The organism is Pseudoruegeria sp. SHC-113 (assembly GCF_025376885.1).
Lineage (GTDB): Bacteria > Pseudomonadota > Alphaproteobacteria > Rhodobacterales > Rhodobacteraceae > Pseudoruegeria.
Map to the genome: position 1 here is coordinate 463,592 of NZ_JAHUBR010000001.1, position 16,654 is coordinate 480,245.

Annotated in this window: 16 protein-coding genes; 11 read left to right on the top strand and 5 right to left on the bottom strand. The window is 65.2% G+C overall.

Translation table 11 applies throughout. The features are described 5' to 3' along the window. Positions 1–888, top strand: coding sequence for a dimethyl sulfoxide reductase anchor subunit family protein (locus KVX96_RS02215; protein ID WP_261192575.1), 888 nt, complete (start codon positions 1–3; stop codon positions 886–888). On the opposite strand, the gene KVX96_RS02220 is transcribed toward KVX96_RS02215, so the two are convergent. Genes KVX96_RS02220 through KVX96_RS02230 form a run of 3 tightly spaced genes read right to left on the bottom strand, consistent with a single transcriptional unit; the run spans position 885 to position 2,961 of the window. After that, positions 885–1,676, bottom strand: a complete 792-nt coding sequence (locus tag KVX96_RS02220; protein WP_261192576.1) for a metal ABC transporter permease — start codon at positions 1,674–1,676, stop codon at positions 885–887. The genes KVX96_RS02215 and KVX96_RS02220 overlap by 4 nt on opposite strands. Further along, positions 1,676–2,479, bottom strand: coding sequence for a metal ABC transporter ATP-binding protein (locus KVX96_RS02225; protein WP_261192578.1), 804 nt, complete (start codon positions 2,477–2,479; stop codon positions 1,676–1,678). The genes KVX96_RS02220 and KVX96_RS02225 overlap by 1 nt, the downstream gene beginning before the upstream one ends. Continuing rightward, positions 2,476–2,961 (bottom strand): transcriptional repressor, encoded by a 486-nt coding sequence (locus KVX96_RS02230; protein ID WP_261192579.1) that lies wholly within the window; start codon positions 2,959–2,961, stop codon positions 2,476–2,478. Before KVX96_RS02230 ends, KVX96_RS02225 begins: the two co-directional genes overlap by 4 nt. Before the next feature lie 94 nt (positions 2,962–3,055). On the opposite strand from KVX96_RS02230, the gene KVX96_RS02235 reads away from it, so the two are divergent. Further along, on the top strand, positions 3,056–4,129 hold the full coding sequence (locus tag KVX96_RS02235; RefSeq protein WP_261192581.1) for a zinc ABC transporter substrate-binding protein: 1,074 nt from the start codon (positions 3,056–3,058) through the stop codon (positions 4,127–4,129). A gap of 120 nt (positions 4,130–4,249) precedes the next feature. Here the strand turns inward: KVX96_RS02235 and KVX96_RS02240 are convergent, their stop codons facing one another. Together KVX96_RS02240 and KVX96_RS02245 are read right to left on the bottom strand one after the other, a co-directional pair. After that, the gene (locus KVX96_RS02240) at positions 4,250–5,314 is read right to left on the bottom strand and encodes an ABC transporter ATP-binding protein (protein WP_261192583.1); all 1,065 of its coding nucleotides are present in this window, start codon (positions 5,312–5,314) and stop codon (positions 4,250–4,252) included. Positions 5,315–5,317: 3 nt separating this feature from the next. Continuing rightward, on the bottom strand, positions 5,318–6,127 hold the full coding sequence (locus KVX96_RS02245; protein WP_261192585.1) for an IclR family transcriptional regulator: 810 nt from the start codon (positions 6,125–6,127) through the stop codon (positions 5,318–5,320). A 131-nt stretch (positions 6,128–6,258) separates the two neighbouring features. On the opposite strand from KVX96_RS02245, the gene KVX96_RS02250 reads away from it, so the two are divergent. From KVX96_RS02250 to KVX96_RS02290, 9 genes are all read left to right on the top strand, one after another. Then, positions 6,259–7,515, top strand: coding sequence for an ABC transporter substrate-binding protein (locus KVX96_RS02250; RefSeq protein WP_261192586.1), 1,257 nt, complete (start codon positions 6,259–6,261; stop codon positions 7,513–7,515). A 71-nt stretch (positions 7,516–7,586) separates the two neighbouring features. Continuing rightward, positions 7,587–8,522, top strand: coding sequence for a carbohydrate ABC transporter permease (locus KVX96_RS02255; protein ID WP_261192588.1), 936 nt, complete (start codon positions 7,587–7,589; stop codon positions 8,520–8,522). Between the two features lies 1 nt (position 8,523). Further along, a complete protein-coding gene (locus KVX96_RS02260) occupies positions 8,524–9,372 on the top strand; it encodes a carbohydrate ABC transporter permease (RefSeq protein WP_261192589.1) in 849 nt (282 codons plus the stop codon). Further along, positions 9,373–11,451 carry an alpha-galactosidase gene (locus tag KVX96_RS02265; protein ID WP_261192591.1) on the top strand — a complete coding sequence of 693 codons (2,079 nt, stop codon included), beginning with the start codon at positions 9,373–9,375 and terminating at the stop codon, positions 11,449–11,451. A gap of 100 nt (positions 11,452–11,551) precedes the next feature. Further along, a complete protein-coding gene (locus tag KVX96_RS02270; RefSeq protein WP_261192592.1) occupies positions 11,552–12,319 on the top strand; it encodes an SDR family NAD(P)-dependent oxidoreductase in 768 nt (255 codons plus the stop codon). After that, positions 12,319–13,239: a 2-dehydro-3-deoxygalactonokinase gene (locus KVX96_RS02275; protein ID WP_261192593.1), complete on the top strand. Its 921-nt coding sequence runs from the start codon at positions 12,319–12,321 to the stop codon at positions 13,237–13,239. Before KVX96_RS02270 ends, KVX96_RS02275 begins: the two co-directional genes overlap by 1 nt. Continuing rightward, a complete protein-coding gene (locus KVX96_RS02280) occupies positions 13,236–13,844 on the top strand; it encodes a 2-dehydro-3-deoxy-6-phosphogalactonate aldolase (RefSeq protein ID WP_261192594.1) in 609 nt (202 codons plus the stop codon). Before KVX96_RS02275 ends, KVX96_RS02280 begins: the two co-directional genes overlap by 4 nt. Beyond that, the gene (locus KVX96_RS02285; protein WP_261192595.1) at positions 13,841–14,704 is read left to right on the top strand and encodes an SMP-30/gluconolactonase/LRE family protein; all 864 of its coding nucleotides are present in this window, start codon (positions 13,841–13,843) and stop codon (positions 14,702–14,704) included. Before KVX96_RS02280 ends, KVX96_RS02285 begins: the two co-directional genes overlap by 4 nt. Further along, positions 14,701–16,605, top strand: a complete 1,905-nt coding sequence (locus KVX96_RS02290) for a beta-galactosidase (protein ID WP_261192596.1) — start codon at positions 14,701–14,703, stop codon at positions 16,603–16,605. Before KVX96_RS02285 ends, KVX96_RS02290 begins: the two co-directional genes overlap by 4 nt. Positions 16,606–16,654 lie beyond the last annotated feature (49 nt).

Consider the following 16,654-nt stretch of genomic DNA (forward strand, 5'->3'; position numbering starts at 1 on the left):
ATGCATCCCGCCCCTTCCGTCATCCTGTTCACGACGCTCTCGGGCCTCGGCTTTGGCCTGTTGTTCTTTCTCGGCCTCGGCATCCCCGATGTCTCGGGTTTCGTGGCTTTTGTTTTCTTCTTCATCGGCTATGCGCTGGCCTGTGGCGGGCTCATGGCCTCGACCTTTCACCTTGCGAACCCGAAGAACGCGGTGAAGGCATTTTCGCAGTGGCGCACGAGTTGGCTGAGCCGAGAGGCCTGGCTTGCGGTGCTGGCGCTCACGGTCACGGGGCTTTACGCGGCCTGCCTGATCTTCCTTGGCCTGCATCTGCCTGTTCTGGGGGCGCTGGGCGCGCTTCTGAGCATCGCGACGGTGTTCTCTACCTCGATGATCTACACCCAGCTTGCGAGCATTCCGCGCTGGAACCATTGGTCCACACCGCTCTTGTTCCTGCTGCTGGCCCTTGGCGGCGGTGCGCTTCTGGCCGGGCAGGCGACGCTGGCCGGCGTTCTGCTGCTGGCCGTGGGCGCACTGCAGGCCTGGATCTGGCATGATGGCGATCAGCGCTTCGCGCGGGCGGGTTCGACCATGGGCACGGCCACGGGGCTGGGCGCGATCGGCGACGTGCGGCTGTTCGAGCCGCCGCACACGGGCACGAACTACCTGCTGGAAGAGATGGTCTATGTGGTGGGCCGCAAACATGCGGTGAAGCTGCGCCGGATCGCGCTGCTGTGCATGAGCCTGCTGCCGGCCGCGATCCTGCTGCTGCAGCCTGTGGGCCACCTACTGGCGCTTGTGGCCGTGGTGCTCCATGTGGGCGGGGTCATGGCGGCGCGCTGGTTGTTCTTTGCCGAGGCCGAGCATGTTGTCGGCCTCTACTACGGCAAGCGTGGGGCGGTGGCCTAACGCGCTTTCGGGCGGCCGATCCCCAGTGTCACGATGAAGATCATCCCGGCGGCCAGCACGATGCTGGGGCCGGCGGGGGTGTCGAAGCTCAAAGACAGCTGCAGCCCGGCGAGGCTTGCGAGCATGCCGAGCGCGATGGCGATGGCGGCCATGGCCTCGGGCGTGCGGGCGAGATTGCGCGCGGAAGCCGCGGGGATCAGCAGCAGCGCCGTGATCAGCAGCGCGCCCACGACCTTCAGCGCGACGGCAACGACGATGGCCAGCGCGAGCGTCAGCACCAGCTGTTCGCGCCGGGCGTCGATGCCGCTGGCCTGCGCCAGTTCGGTGTTGAGCGTGGCCGTGAGCAACGCCTGCCAGCGCCATGCCAGCAGCGCCAGTACCAGCGCCGCGCCGCCCCAGATCACCGCCAGATCCTGTTTGGACACCGCAAGGATGTCACCGAAGAGGAAAGCGGACAGATCCACGCGCACCCCACCGAGGAAGCTCATCGCCACAAGGCCCATGGCAAGCGCGGTGTGGCTCATCACGCCGAGCGCCGTCTCGACGGCATGGCCGCGGGCATAAAGCGCGGAGACGGAGAGCGCCATTCCAAGCGCGGTGATCAGTGTGCCGATGTAGATGGAGATCGAGAAGCCGAGCGAGATCGCCACGCCAAGCACGGCGGCATGGGCCGTGGCGTCGCCGAAATAGGCCATCCGTCGCCAGACGACGAAAGAGCCCAGCGGCCCGGCGGCCAGCGCCACGCCGATCCCTGCGAGGGCGGCGCGGATCAGGAAATCATCCAGCATCAGGCGGCTCCGTGGGGGTGGGTGTGCCCGTGATCATGCCCGTGATCGTGGCTGTGATCATGGCTGTGATCGTGGCTGCAGCCCTCGTCGAGGTGGTCGTGCTCATGATCATGGTCGTGTTGGTAAAGCGCCAGCGCGCCGCCGGAGCCAAGGCCGAAGAGCGCGCGGTATTCCGGCGCTTCCGACACCACCGTGGGCGCGCCCTCGCAGCAAATATGGCCGTTGAGGCAGATCACGCGGTCGGTGGCGCGCATCACCACGTGCAGATCGTGGCTCACCATCAGAACGGCGCAGCCCATCTCGGCGCGGATCGCCTCGATCAGGCGGTAGAAGGCGGCAACGCCGGGCTGGTCGAGCCCCTGCGTGGCCTCATCAAGAATCAGGATCTCGGGCTGCATCAGCAAGGCGCGGGCCAGCAGCACGCGCTGGAACTGGCCGCCGGAGAGCGCTGCCATCTGGCGTTCTTCCAGCCCCGGCACGCCGACGCGTGTGAGCATGGCGGCAATCGCTTCCTTGCCGTGGCGCTTGGGCAGGCAGAGGAAGCGGCGCACTGTCAGGGGCAGGTTGGCATCGAGGCTCAGCTTCTGGGGCACGTAGCCGATGCGCAGGCCGGGTTTGCGGCGGATCACGCCGCCGGTGGGGGCGATCACCCCCAGAAGGGCGCGCAGCAGGGTGGATTTGCCCGAGCCGTTGGGGCCGATCACGGTGACGATCTCGCCGGGCTCGATTGCGAAGTTCACTGCCGCCAGCGCGGGCGTGTCGGTATAGGCAACCGACATGTTCTGCGCCTCAAGCAGGCTCATGTAGCGGCGCCTTCGCTGCAGGCGGGGCAGATGCCGACGGCCTCGATGCTGCTCTGGGCCACGGAGAACCCCATGCCTTGTGCCGCCTCCGACAGTGCCGCGAGCACGTTTTCCGCCGGGGCTTCTGCCACGGATTTGCACGAGGAGCAGATCAGGAACACCGGGCTGTGATCGTCGCCGGGGTGGGCGCAGGCGGTATAGGCGTTAAGCCGCTGGATGCGGTGGGCAAGCCCGTTCTCCACCAGAAACTCAAGCGCCCGGTAGGCCACGGGCGGCTGGCTGCCGAAGCCGCCTTCCGCGAGCCGATCCAGCACCTCGTAAGCGCCAAGGGCGCGGTGGCGCTCCAGCAGGATCTCCAGCGTGCGCCGCCGCACCGGTGTCAGCCGCAGCCCGCGCGCCTTGGCGATGGTTTCGGCCTGCGCGAGGCCTTCGTTGCGGCAGGCGGTATGATCGTGGCTGTGAAAGGCGCTGGTGTCTGGCATGGCGGTTTCCCGGTCTTTCGAGTTGTAATGTTATTACATCACGAGTACAGACACCCTCTGTATCGCTTCCCTGACGCCGAAACAAGGATCTCCCATGAAACGCCTGATCGCCGCCGCCGGACTGGCCGCAGCTTCCGCCCAACCCGCCTTTGCCGATGTGCCCCACGTGGTCACCGACATCGCGCCGGTGCATTCGCTGGTGGCACAGGTGATGGGGACATTGGGCACGCCGGATCTACTGATCGACGGCGCGATGGATCCGCACAGCTTCCAGATGAAACCCTCGCAGGCGCGCAGCCTTTCGGAGGCGGATCTCTTCGTCTGGGTCGGGCCGGAGCTGACGCCCTCGCTCGAGCGGGCCATCGAGGGCACCGGCGTGAAGGGCGAAGCGCTCGCGCTGCTGGGCCATGTCCATGGGGAGGCGCATGGCGAGGCGCATGGTGAGGACCACCACGAGGATCATGGCGACGAGAAGCACGGTGATCACGCGCATGATGACCACGCGCATGACGACCATGGCGATGAGAAGCACGACGATCATGCCCATAACGACGAAAAGCATGACGACCACGCGGAAGGCGAACACAAGGAAGCCGGGCACGACGATCACGGGGACGAGCACGGCGACGATCACCACGGCCATGATCACGGCGGGGTGGACCCGCACGCCTGGCTCGATCCGATGGTTGCCCGTGAATGGCTTGGAGAAATCGCGCTCCACCTCGGCGAAGCAGACCCGGAAAACGCCGCCACCTATGCCGCCAATGCGCTGGCTGCCCAAAGCCGCATCGACACGCTGATTGCCAATGTCGAAGGCACGCTCGCTGATGGCGGGCTTGGCCCGGTTCTGGTGTTCCACGACGCCTATGATCATTTCGCCGATCGTTTCGGGGTGGAAATCCTCGGCGCGTTGAAAGCCGGCGATCACGCTGCGCCCAGCGCCGCCCAGATCAAGGAACTGCGTGACGAGGTCGCCGCCCAGCCCGTGGCCTGCGTGTTCCGCGAGCCGCAGCAGGACGACCGCCTGATCCGCGCCGTGGTGGAAGACACCGACGTGGGCTACGGCCTGCTGGATCCGACGGGCGCGACGCTCACCCCCGGTGCCGATCTCTACGATGCGCTGATCCTCGGGATGGCCAAGAGCTTCGCCACCTGCGGCGGCAACTGACACTCGGCGCGCAACCTGTCAGACAACAAAAACCCCCCGGCAGCATTGGCCCATGCTGCCGGGGGGCTTCTCGCATCGCTGAAGTAACGCGGCGGCTTGCAGGACGCCGCGCCCGAGTGATCAGCGGATGCGTTTCTCGGTTTCGGCGTCGAAGAAGAAGAGGTTGGCCGGTTCAAACGTCAGGCCCACCTTGCCGCCGCGCGGCATCGGATCGTCTTCGCGGGCTTCGACCACCAGACGGTCGCCGTTGGCGGCATTGGCATAGACGTAGGAAACGCCGCCGAGGGATTCAGTGATGTCCACCGTGTGGCTCTCGCCCTCCGGGTCCACGCCGATGTGTTGCGGGCGCAGGCCCACGATCACCTTGGCGCCGGGGGCGGGCAGGGCCACCTTGGCCGGGGCCACCGCATCGCCAAGGCCGGGCAGGCGCACGGTGCCGCCTTCTTCCACGACGCCTTCGACAAAGTTCATCGCCGGAGAGCCGATGAAGCCGGCCACGAATTTGTTGTCGGGATCGCGGTACAGATCCATCGGCGCGCCGACCTGTTCGATCACGCCGAATTTCAGCACCACGATCTTGTCGGCCAGTGTCATGGCCTCGACCTGATCGTGGGTCACGTAGATCATCGTCGCACCGATTTCCTTGTGCAGGCGGGCGATCTCCACCCGCATCTCCACACGCAATTCCGCATCGAGGTTGGAGAGCGGCTCGTCAAACAGGAAGACTTCCGGCCCGCGCACGATGGCCCGGCCGATGGCGACGCGCTGGCGTTGGCCACCCGAAAGCGCCTTGGGCTTGCGCTTGAGGTAGTCGTCGAGCTTCAGGATGCGGCTGGCCTCGCCCACCTTTTCCTTGATCTCGGCCTTGGGGTGGCCGTTCATCTTCAGGCCGAAGCCCATGTTTTCTTCCACGGTCATATGCGGGTAGAGCGCATAGGTCTGGAACACCATCGCGACGCCGCGCTCGGCGGGATCCACATGGGTCACGTCGCGCCCGCCGATGTTGATCTGGCCTTCGCTGGTTTCCTCAAGGCCCGCCACCATGCGCAGCAGGGTGGACTTGCCGCAGCCCGAGGGGCCGACGAAAACGCAGAACTCGCCGTCGTCGATCTCCAGATCCACCCCGTGGATGACCTGCACATCGCCGTAGCGCTTGATCACGTTGTTCAGTTTCAAACCTGACATGAATTACGTTCCTGTTCTGGTGGTCTGGGCGGCGGTGTCGGGGAAGCGCCAGCTTGAGGCCTCCCCGGCGATGCGCCGCGCGGTCTCGGCGATCACGGGCGCAAGCGCGGCCAGATCGTCCAGTGATTTGCGGGTGGTTGTGGTGGTGACGGAAAGCGCGCCGAGCACGCGGCTGCTTTCAGTCAGGATCGGCAGCGCGACACAGATGATGCCGGGCTCGTGTTCTTCGCGGTCAAAGGCAAAGCCGCGGGCGCGGATGTTGCCAAGCTCCGCGCGCAGGGCCTCTTCGGAGGCAAGCGTGCTGGGCGTGAAGCGGTGGTAGCTCTGCTGGCTCAGGATCGGGGCAAGCTCTGATTCGGGCAGGTAGGCGAGCATCGCCTTGCCCACGCCCGTGCAATAGGCCGGGCCGACCTTGCCGGCCTGCGAAAACATCTGCACCGGCTCGCGGGCGTTTCGCTTGTCCACGTAAAGCACCTGCGCATGATCGAGCTGCGCCAAGTGCACCGTGTCGCGCACCTCAAGGCTCAGCGCGTCGATGAAGGGGCGCGCGATCGGCGCGAGCGAGCTTTGCGTCCAGGCGGAATGGGCCAGCCGCACAAGGCGCACGCCGGGGGCATAGGTCTGGCGCTCTGTGTCGAAGGCCAGCATCCGCTGGCTGGTGAGCGTCTGGATGAGTCGGTAGGTCGTGGCCTTGGGGTAGGGGCTTTGCTCAAGGATCTCGGAAAACCGCACGGGACGTCCGAAAGACGCAACGAGGTCAAGCACTTCAAGCGCCTTGCCCACGGTCCCATCGCTTCCGGCAACTGCCGCCATTTTCCTCTCCTCCTCCGGCCCGGCGCTCAATTCGTGATCACCCGGCACTTGACAAGCATAGCCGAGTCACGGTTATGTTTTCAATATGCGAAATTAAGTTTCACATACTGGAACCACCACGGGAGGACAAAATGGTTTCCAAAATGAAGATGACGCTTGCCGCACTGGCGAGCTCTGTTGCGCTTGTCGGGCCGGCTGCGGCTGACCTTTCGGGTGATCTGAAAATCTTCCTCGACACTTCCAACCCGGCGCCGCGCGCCACGATGGAAGCGATGATCGCGCGCTTTGCTGAAAAGCACCCCGATCTGAACATCGAAACGACGGTGATCGACCGCGAGGCCTACAAGACCCAGATCCGCAACTTCCTGACGGCGGATACGCCGGACGTTGCCACCTGGTATGCCGCCAACCGGATGAAGCCCTATGTGGACGCTGGCCTCTTCGAGGACGTGTCTGACCTCTGGGCCGAGCCCGAGATCGCCGAGAATCTCGCCTCCACCAAGGGCGCGATGACGATCGACGGCAAGCAATGGGGCGTGCCCTATACCTACTACCAGTGGGGCGTGTACTACCGCAAAGACATCTACGAAGAGCTGGGCCTCTCCGAGCCGTCCAACTGGGACGAGTTCAAGGCCAACTGCCAGGCCATCGTGGATTCCGGCCGCGCCTGCTTCACCATCGGCACCAAGTTCCTTTGGACAGCTGGCGGCTGGTTCGACTACCTGAACATGCGCACCAACGGCTTTGATTTCCACATGGATCTGGCCGCGGGCAAAGTCTCCTGGGAAGACGAGCGCGTGAAGCAGACCTTCATGAACTGGAAAGAGCTCATCGACATGGGTGCTTTCATCGCCGACCACCAGACCTACAGCTGGCAGGAAGCCCTGCCGTTCATGGTTAACGGGGAAGCCGCTGGCTACCTGATGGGCAACTTCGCCGTGGCACCGCTGCGTGAAGCCGGCCTGACGGACGATCAGCTGGACTTCTACCAGTTCCCGGCGATCAACGCAGACGTTGAACTGGCGGAAGACGCCCCGACGGATACGTTCCACATCCCGGCCAACGCCTCCAACAAGGAAGCCGCGCGCGAATTCCTGCGCTTCGTGGTTTCTGCGGACGAGCAGACCGAGATCAACAACGGTGCGAACCTCGGCCAGCTGCCGGTGAACGCGCAATCCGCTGTGGATGACGACAAGTTCCTGAACGAAGGCTTCGCGATGCTCTCGTCCAACTCGCCCGGCGGCGTGGCCCAGTTCTGGGATCGTGACGCACCGGCTGAAATGGCGAAAGTCTCCATGGAAGGCTTCCAGGAGTTCATGGTCAAGCCCGACGAGCTGGATAAGATCCTGGCCAAGCTCGAGCGCGCCCGTGGCCGCATCTACCAATAAGGCCTAAGGCCCTTTCCTGATCGGCCCGCCTGCGTGCGGGCCGATCTTTCCCAGCATTCAGGATTTCTGTCATGGCCGATACCGCCGCACTTCAGACATCCGTAGACACCCGCAGTTGGTTTCACCGCAATCAGCAGAGCATTGCCCCCTGGCTGTTTCTTGCGCCGGGCATCCTGTTTTTCCTCGTCTACGTGATTTTCCCGGTGTTCCAGTCGTTCAACCTTTCGCTCTACGATTGGGACGGGCTGGGCGCGAAAGAATACGTGGGCATGCGCAACTACGAAGATCTCTATTGGGAGTTCGTGGACCGCGATGCCTTCTACGTGTCCCTCAAGAACAACCTGATCTGGCTGGTGCTCTACCTGCTCGCGATCCCGGCGGGCCTGTTCATCGCGCTGTTCCTGAACCAGACCGTCACGGGCATCCGCCTTTATAAATCGCTGTTCTTTTTCCCCTTCGTGATTTCGCAGGTCGTTGTCGGCCTCGTCTTCTCGTGGTTCTACGATCCCACCTTCGGCTTGCTGAACGTGATGCTCGGCTGGGTCGGCATGGGGCCGATCAACGTGCTGGGCAACGAGGATCTGGTGACCTACGGCATCATCGCCGCCGGCCTCTGGCCGCAAACCGCCTATTGCATGATCCTCTACCTCACCGGCCTCAACGCGGTGGACCCGGAGCAAATCGAAGCCGGGCGGCTGGATGGCGCGAAAGGCGTGCGGATGCTCTGGCACGTGGTGCTGCCGCAGCTGAAACCGGCCACCTTCATCGCCTTCGTCGTGACGATCATCGGTGCGCTGCGCTCGTTCGACCTCATCTCCATCATGACGCAGGGCGGCCCCTTCGGCTCTTCGCGCGTGCTGGCCTATTACATGTTTGAAGTTGCGCTCTCGGAATACGGCTTCCGCATGGGCTATGGCGCTGCCATCGCCGTGGTGCTCTTCCTGATCATGCTCTGCTTCATCGCCTACTTCCTGTGGTCGATGTACCAAGAAGAAAAGGGGCGCTGAGATGTTCCCGACTCCGATCGAAAAACAGAGCCGCGCGGCGCAGCTGACCTACCAGTCGCTGCTCCCCGTCGCGCTCCTGATGTGGCTCGCGCCGCTTCTGGCGGTGGCGCTCTTCTCCATCAAGCCCGACACCGATTTCACCAATGCCAACTACTGGGGCTGGCCCTCTTCCTTCGAAGGGATCACCAACTATGGCAAGGTGTTCTTCGAAAGCGACATGCCGCGCTACCTGCTGAACTCGGTGTTCATCACCGTGCCCACGGTGATCGGCGCGGTGGCGCTCTCCACCATGACGGGCTTCGCGCTCGGCGTGTACAAGTTCCGTGCCAACCTCTGGATCTTCTTCATGTTCGTGGCGGGGAACTTCGTGCCCTTCCAGATCCTCATGGTCCCGGTGCGCGATCTGACGCTGGATCTCGGGCTCTACAACACCAAGACGGGCCTCGTGCTGTTTCACGTTGCCTTCCAGACGGGCTTCTGCACGCTTTTCATGCGCAACTTCATCCGCGCCCTGCCGTTTGAGCTGATCGAAGCCGCCCGCGTGGAGGGCGTGAGCGAATGGCGCATTTTCTGGTACGTGGTGTTGCCGCTGATGAAACCGGCACTGGCCGCGCTGGCGGTGCTGATCTTCACCTTCATCTGGAACGATTACTTCTGGGCGGTGGTGCTGACACAGGGCAGCGAAAGCCAGCCGGTGACGGCGGGGATCACCTCCTTCAACGCGCAGTATCGCGCCGCCTACCACCTGATGAGCGCAGGCTCCATCGTGGCCGCCCTGCCGCCCGTGGCGATGTTCTTCCTGATGCAGAAGCACTTTATCGCGGGCCTAACCCTTGGAGCCGTCAAGTAAATGCGCATTTGGCGTTTGGATGATGGGCGGCAGAGCCTTGCCTTTGCCGCCGACACGGGCCTCCCGGAAGTCTTCTACTGGGGGGCCGCGCTGCCGGAAGGCGAAGACCTGCAGGCGCTTTATGCGGCCAGCCGCTCCGATGTGACGGGCGGCATGCTGGATGACAACCCGCCGCTCACGATCTGCCCGGAAAGCAGCGCCACCTTCCCCGGCCAGCCGGGGCTGCGCCTGCGCGACGCCAAGGGCCACGCGCTGGCCCCGCGCTTTGCCTTGCGCGATGTGGTGGCAGGCATGCAGAGCCTCTCCTTCGATCTGGAGGACGCAGCGCTTGGACTGCGTTACTCGGCGGCCTTTTCCCTTGATGCGGAAACGAAGATGCTCACCGCGCAGGCGAGTCTTGAGAGCGAAGCGCCGGTGATCGTCGAGTGGTTCGCCGCGCCGGTGCTGCCCGCCCCGCAGCAGGCGGATGAGATCATCGATTTCTCCGGCAGCTGGATCGGCGAGTTCCGCGAAAACAGCACGCCCTGGGCCCCCGGCCTGCGGGTACGCGAAAGCGTCCTGGGCCGCACCGACCACGCCCATTTCCCCGCCGCCATCCTGCCCGAAACGGGCGCAAACAACACCCAGGGCGCGGCCTATGCGCTGCATCTGGGCTGGTCCGGCGGCCACCGGATGATCGCCGAAGAGCTGCCTGACGGCCGCCGCCAGATCCAGTTAGGTACCGCGTCCGGAAGCCACCGCGCGCCGGTCAAGGCGCTGGCGACGCCCAAACTCTATGCCACATGGTCCGGCGCGGGCATGAACGGCTGCGCCACCGCCTTCCAGCACCACCTGCGCGACCGCGTGATCACCTGGCCCAAACCCGACGCCCCGCGCCCGGTGCATTACAACTGCTGGGAAGCCATCTACTTCGACCATGATCTCGCCACCCTCACCGAGATCGCCGACATCGCCGCCGATCTGGGCGCGGAGCGCTTCGTGCTGGATGACGGCTGGTTCGGCAAGCGCGACGACGATACCACGAGCCTCGGCGACTGGCAGATCGATCCGCGCAAATGGCCCGACGGGCTCACCCCGCTGATCGATCACGTCCACGGGCTGGGCATGAGCTTCGGCCTCTGGTTCGAGCCTGAGATGGTCAACGAGGACAGCGATCTCTACCGCGCCCACCCCGACTGGCTGCTCGGCGCGCCTGATCAGCTGCGCGGCCGCCAGCAACTGGTGCTGAACATGGCGCTGCCCGAGGTGCGCGATTATCTCTACGGCTGCATCGCCGCTGTGCTGCAGAGCCACGCGATCGACTATATCAAATGGGATCACAACCGGGTGCTGCCGGTGTCCGACGCCGCGCAGGCCGAGGGCTTCTACGATCTCCTCGCCCGTCTGCGCGCCGCCTTCCCGGAAACCGAGATCGAAAGCTGCTCCTCGGGCGGCGGGCGCATCGATTTCGGGGTGATGGAGCATTGCCAGCGGGTCTGGCTGTCGGACTCGAACGACGCGCTGGAGCGCCAGCGCATCCAGCACGCCGCCGCGCGCTTCCTGCCCTCTGCTGTCACCGGCTCCCACGTCGGCCCGCGCCACTGTCACACCTCGGGCCGGGTGCTTTCCATGCCCCTGCGTGCCTGGACAGCGGCGCAGCGGCACATGGGCTTCGAGATGGATCCGCGCGAGCTGACGGCAGAGGAAGCCGCCTCTCTGAAATCCGCCACCGCCTGGTACAAGGCCAACCGCGACTGGATGATGGCAGGCAGCATCCTGCGGCTCGATGCGCCCGATCCGGCGATCACCGCCGAGCAGCAGATCGCTTCCGATGGCAGCCGCTTCGCGCTTTTCGCCGCCCACACCGAGGCCTCGACCCAGATCCTGCCGCGCCCGCTGCGGCTCACCGGGCTCGCGCCCGATGCCCGCTATGAGGTCCGCCTCGCCACAGCCACAGATGTACCGGCGCTGTCCCGCACCCCCAACGCGCTGAAAGACGGCCCCGTCACCCTCACAGGTGCCGCGCTCATGCAGCAGGGCCTGCGCCTGCCTTGGTCCTTCCCCGGCACGATCCATGTGGTAGAAGGGCACCGCCTATGAGCCTTCATCTTGGCAAAAATATCCCTGCCGGAGGCAAAATGTGCCGCGCAAGCGGCCCGCTGCCTTTCGCGAAAAGCCCTTTAGACGCCGGAGCATTTCGATGACACACGCCATTTACCCCGATCTTAAAGGGGCTTCCGTTTTCATCACCGGCGGCGGCTCCGGCATCGGCGCGGCGCTGACCGAGGGCTTCCTTGCGCAGGGCGCGAAAGTGGCCTTCGTGCAGCGCTCTGACGCAACCGCCTTTGCCGATGCGATGGAAGCCAAACACGGCAACCGCCCGCTCTACCTGCCCTGCGACATCACCGACATTGCCCGCCTGAAAGCCTGCGTGGCCGAGGCCGCAGAGGCGCACGGCCCGGTGACGGTGCTCGTCAACAACGCCGCCAACGATCAGCGCCACGCCACGCTCGACGTGGATGAAGCCTTCTGGGACTGGTCGCAGGCGATCAACCTCAAGGCCTATTTCTTCGGCTGTCAGGCGGTGATCCCCGGCATGCAGGCCGCGGGCGGCGGCGCGATCATCAACTTCTCTTCCATCAGCTACATGATGGGCGGCGCAGGCTTCCCGGCCTATACCTCTGCCAATTCCGGCATCAACGGGCTCACCCGCTCGCTGGCCCGCGAATTCGGCCCTGACAACATCCGCGTCAACGCGCTCGCACCCGGCTGGGTGCTGACCCAGAAGCAGAAGGATATGTGGGTCACGGAAGAAGCACTCGCTGGCCACATCGAGCGCCAGTGCCTGAAAGAGCCAATGGTCGAGGAAGACATCCTCGGCGGCGTGCTCTTCCTGGCCTCCCGCGCTTCGCGGATGATGACGGGCCAATCCCTTGTGATCGACGGCGGCGTGGTGGTGACAGGCTGATGAGCGGAGAAAGCGCATATTGCGAATGGATCGCGGTGGATTGGGGCACCTCGCACTTGCGGGTCTATGCCATCGCGGCAGATGGCTCCGTGCGGGCCGAAGGGCAGTCGGAAAAGGGCATGGGCGCGCTTACGCCGGAGGGCTTTGAACCCGCCCTGCTGGAGCTGATCGACGGCTGGCTTGGCACCGCGCCGATGGACATTATGGCCTGCGGCATGGTCGGCTCGCGGCAGGGCTGGACGGAAGCCCCCTACCTGCAAGCCCCTTGCAAACCGCAGGGCGGCAGCTTCGCGCTGCCCCCGGTGAACGATCCCCGCCTGCGCGTCTGCATCCTGCCCGGCGTGAAGCAGATTACCCCCGCGCCCGACGTGATGCGCGGCGAGGAAACCCAGATCGCGGGCTTCATCGATCGCCACCCCGGCTTTGACGGCATCCTCTGCCTGCCCGGCACCCACACGAAATGGGTCGAGATCAGCGCGGGCGAGATCGTCAGCTTCCAGACCTTCATGACGGGCGAGATGTTCGCGCTCCTGTCCAAACAGAGCGTGCTGCGCCATTCGGTGCAGAGTGCCGAGTGGGACGATGCCGCCTTCACCGCTGCGCTGGCCGAAAGCATCAGCCGCCCCGAACGCCTCGCCGCGCGGCTCTTCGGCCTGCGCGCCGGTGGGCTCGTGGCGGATCAAACCCCGGCCGAGGCCCGTGCCCGGCTCTCGGGCTACCTGATCGGGGCCGAGCTTGCCGGGGCCAAACCCTATTGGCTGGGCCGCCAGATCGCCCTGATCGGCGCCCCCGCCCTCACCAGCCTTTACGAAACAGCCCTGGCCGCACAGGGTGTCATCGCCCTGTGTGAAGACGCGGCCAGTATGACCCTTGCCGGCCTCGCCGCCGCCCGAGACAGCCTCAAGGAAGGAACGCAATGAGCCGCCCCCTGATCGCCATCCTGCGCGGGATCACCCCCGCCGAAGCCGTCGCCCATTGTGGCGCGCTGATTGACGCGGGGATCACCCGCATCGAAGTGCCGATGAACTCACCCGAGCCGCTGAAAAGCATTGCCGCGATGGTTGAGGCCTATGGCGACAGAGCCCTGATCGGTGCGGGCACGGTGCTGACCCCGGCGCAGGTGCGCGAGATCCACAAGACGGGCGCGCGGCTGATCGTCTCGCCCAATGCCGATGTGGATGTGATCGCTGAATCCAAGGCGCTCGGCATGGAGAGCTTCCCCGGCGTGCTGACGCCGACGGAATGTTTCGCCGCGCTGAAAGCCGGGGCCGACGGGCTGAAGATCTTCCCGGGCTTCCTCTTGGGCACCGAGGGCCTGAAGGCGATCAAGGCGGTGCTGCCACCGGAAGTGCCTGTCTTCATGGTTGGTGGTGTTGGCCCCGACAATTTCGCCGAGTTGATGGCCGCGGGCGCGGCCGGCTTCGGCATCGGCACCTCGCTCTACAAGCCGGGCCGATCTGTCACCGAAACCGCCGCCGCCGCCCGCGCGATGGTGGCCGCCTATGACGAGGCCGCAAACGCATGAGCGCCCCTATTTTCGACGATCGCCGCCTGACCCTTGGCGAAGGCCCGCTGTGGCACCCGCTGCGCAAGCAATACTTCTGGTTCGACATCATGAACCGTCAACTCTGCTCCAACGTCAACGGCGAGGCCCTTAGCTGGCAGTTCGACGAATACGTCAGCGCCGCGGGCTGGGTCGATGAAACCCGCCTGCTGATCGCCTCGCAGACGCAGCTTTTCCTCTTTGACGTGGAAAGCGGCGCGCAGGAGCATGTGGTGGCGCTGGAGGCCGACGATCCGGTGACCCGCTCCAACGATGGCCGCGCCGACCCGTGGGGCGGTTTCTGGATCGGCACCATGGGCATCAACGCCGAGGCACAGGCCGGGGCGATCTACCGCTACTACCGGGGCGAACTGCGCCTGTTGTTCCCCGAGATCACCATCTCCAACTCGATCTGCTTCGCACCCGACAAGAGCGTCGCCTACTACTGTGACACCAAGGCCGGCATCATCATGCGCCAAGCCCTTCGCGCCGAGACGGGCTGGCCCACAGGCCCAGCCGAAGAATGGCTCGATCTGGGCGCGGACGGGCTGAACCCGGATGGCTCCGTGGTGGATGCGGCCGGAAATCTCTGGAACGCCCAATGGGGCGCGGGCCGCGTGGCCTGCTACAGCCCGCAAGGCACGCTCTTGCAAACGCTGGACGTACCGGCAAAACAAGCCACCTGCCCGGCTTTCGGCGGCGACGATGCCACCGACATGTTGGTGACAACGGCCAACGCCGGGCTGGATGAGGCGGCGCTGGCCGCCGATCCGCAGGCCGGGTCGACCTTCCTCTTCAAAGGGCTGGCCAAGGGCCAGCGGGACCATCAGGTGATCCTGTGAAACGCACGCTTGGCGTCTGCTACTACCCCGAACACTGGCCCGAAACACAATGGGCCGAGGATGCCGCGCGCATGGCCGAAGCCGGGCTCTCCTGGGTGCGGATCGGTGAATTTGCATGGTCGCGGCTGGAGCCCACGCCTGGCGATCTGCAGTTCGACTGGCTGGATCGTGCCATCGACGTGCTCGGTGCGGCCGGGCTGAAGGTGATCCTTGGCACCCCCACGGCCACCCCGCCGCGCTGGATGCTCGCCAAACACCCGGACATGCTCGCCGTGGACGAACAGGGCCGCCCGCGCGGCTTCGGCAGCCGCCGGCATTACTGCTTCAGCCACGAAGGCTTCCGCGCCGAGTGCCGCCGCATCGTCACCCTGCTGGCCGAACGTTATGGGAAGAACCCCCATGTGCAGGCCTGGCAGACGGACAATGAATACGGCTGCCACGACACCGTGCTCTCCTATTCCGACAGCGCGCTGGCGGCTTTCCGCAACTGGCTGTCGCAGAAATACCAAAGCCCCGATGCGCTAAACCGGGCGTGGGGCAATGTCTTCTGGTCGATGGACTACGCGAGCTTCGATGAGATCGGCCTTCCGAACCTGACTGTCACCGAGCCCAACCCCTCCCATGTGCTGGCCTTCCGGCGGTTCAGCTCGGATATGGTGGTGGAATTCAACCGCCTGCAGACCGAGATCCTGCGCAAGCACACGGACGCGCCTCTGATCCACAACTACATGGGCCGGATCACCGAGTTCGACCACTACGACGTGGGCGCGGATCTGGATGTGGCCAGCTGGGACAGCTACCCGATCGGCTTCCTGTCGGACCGGCTGGAAGGCACTCCCGAGCACAAGGCGCGCTTCCTGCGGCAGGGCGATCCCGACATGCAGGCGTTTCACCACGATCTCTACCGCTCTGTCGGCAAGGGGCGCTGGTGGATCATGGAGCAGCAGCCCGGCCCGGTGAACTGGGCACCTTACAACCCGGCACCGCTGCCCGGCATGATGCGGCTCTGGGCGTGGGAGGCCTTCGCCCATGGGGCCGAGACCGTCTGTTACTTCCGCTGGCGGCAGGCCCCCTTCGCGCAGGAACAGATGCACGCAGGCCTCTTGCGGCCCGACAGCGTGCCGTCGCCCGCGCTGGGCGATGCCGCGCAGGTGGCCGCCGAGATCGAGGCCATGCCCGAGGTTGGAACGGCGCAGGCGCAGGTGGCGCTGCTGTTTGACTACACCTCCGCCTGGGCCTGGGACACCCAGCCGCAAGGCGCCGATTTTGATTATTTCCGCCTCACCTTCGCCTTCTACCGCGCCCTGCGCCGGGCCGGGCTCTCGGTAGACATCCTGCCGCCGAGCGCGCGCGATTTCACCGGCTACAAGCTGGTGCTCGCGCCGGGGATGATGACGGTGGACCCTGAGCTGCTCGAAGCCCTGCAGGCGGTGGACGGTGCCGCACTGATCGGCCCGCGCAGCAATACGAAAACGCCAGAACTGGCGATCCCAGTGCCGCTGGGGCCGAACCTGCCCGGCATGGACGCTACCATCGCCTTCACCGAAAGCCTCCCGCCCACGAGCGCGGTGGCGCTGGAAGGCGGCGGCGCTTTCCGGCATTGGTTCGAGCAGATCGAAGGTGCCGCCGAGGTGCTGCGGCGCACGGAAGACGGTCGCCCGGCGGTGCTGAAAGCCGGCGCGCTGCGCTATCTGGCGGGCTGGCCCTGCGATGATACGCTCTTTGCCATGGTCATCGAGGCCTGCGCCGAACAAGGGATTCAGACAGTCGACCTGCCCGATGGGCTGCGCCTCCGCGACACCGCCACCCATCGCTTCTACATCAACTACGCGCCCGAAGCGCTCAGCCACGGTGGCGTCACCGTCCCGGCGGCTGGGGTGCATTGGGTGGCTCTCGCTTAAGAAAGGTGGGGGCTCTGCCCCCGCCGCCTTCGGCGTCTCCCCCGAGATA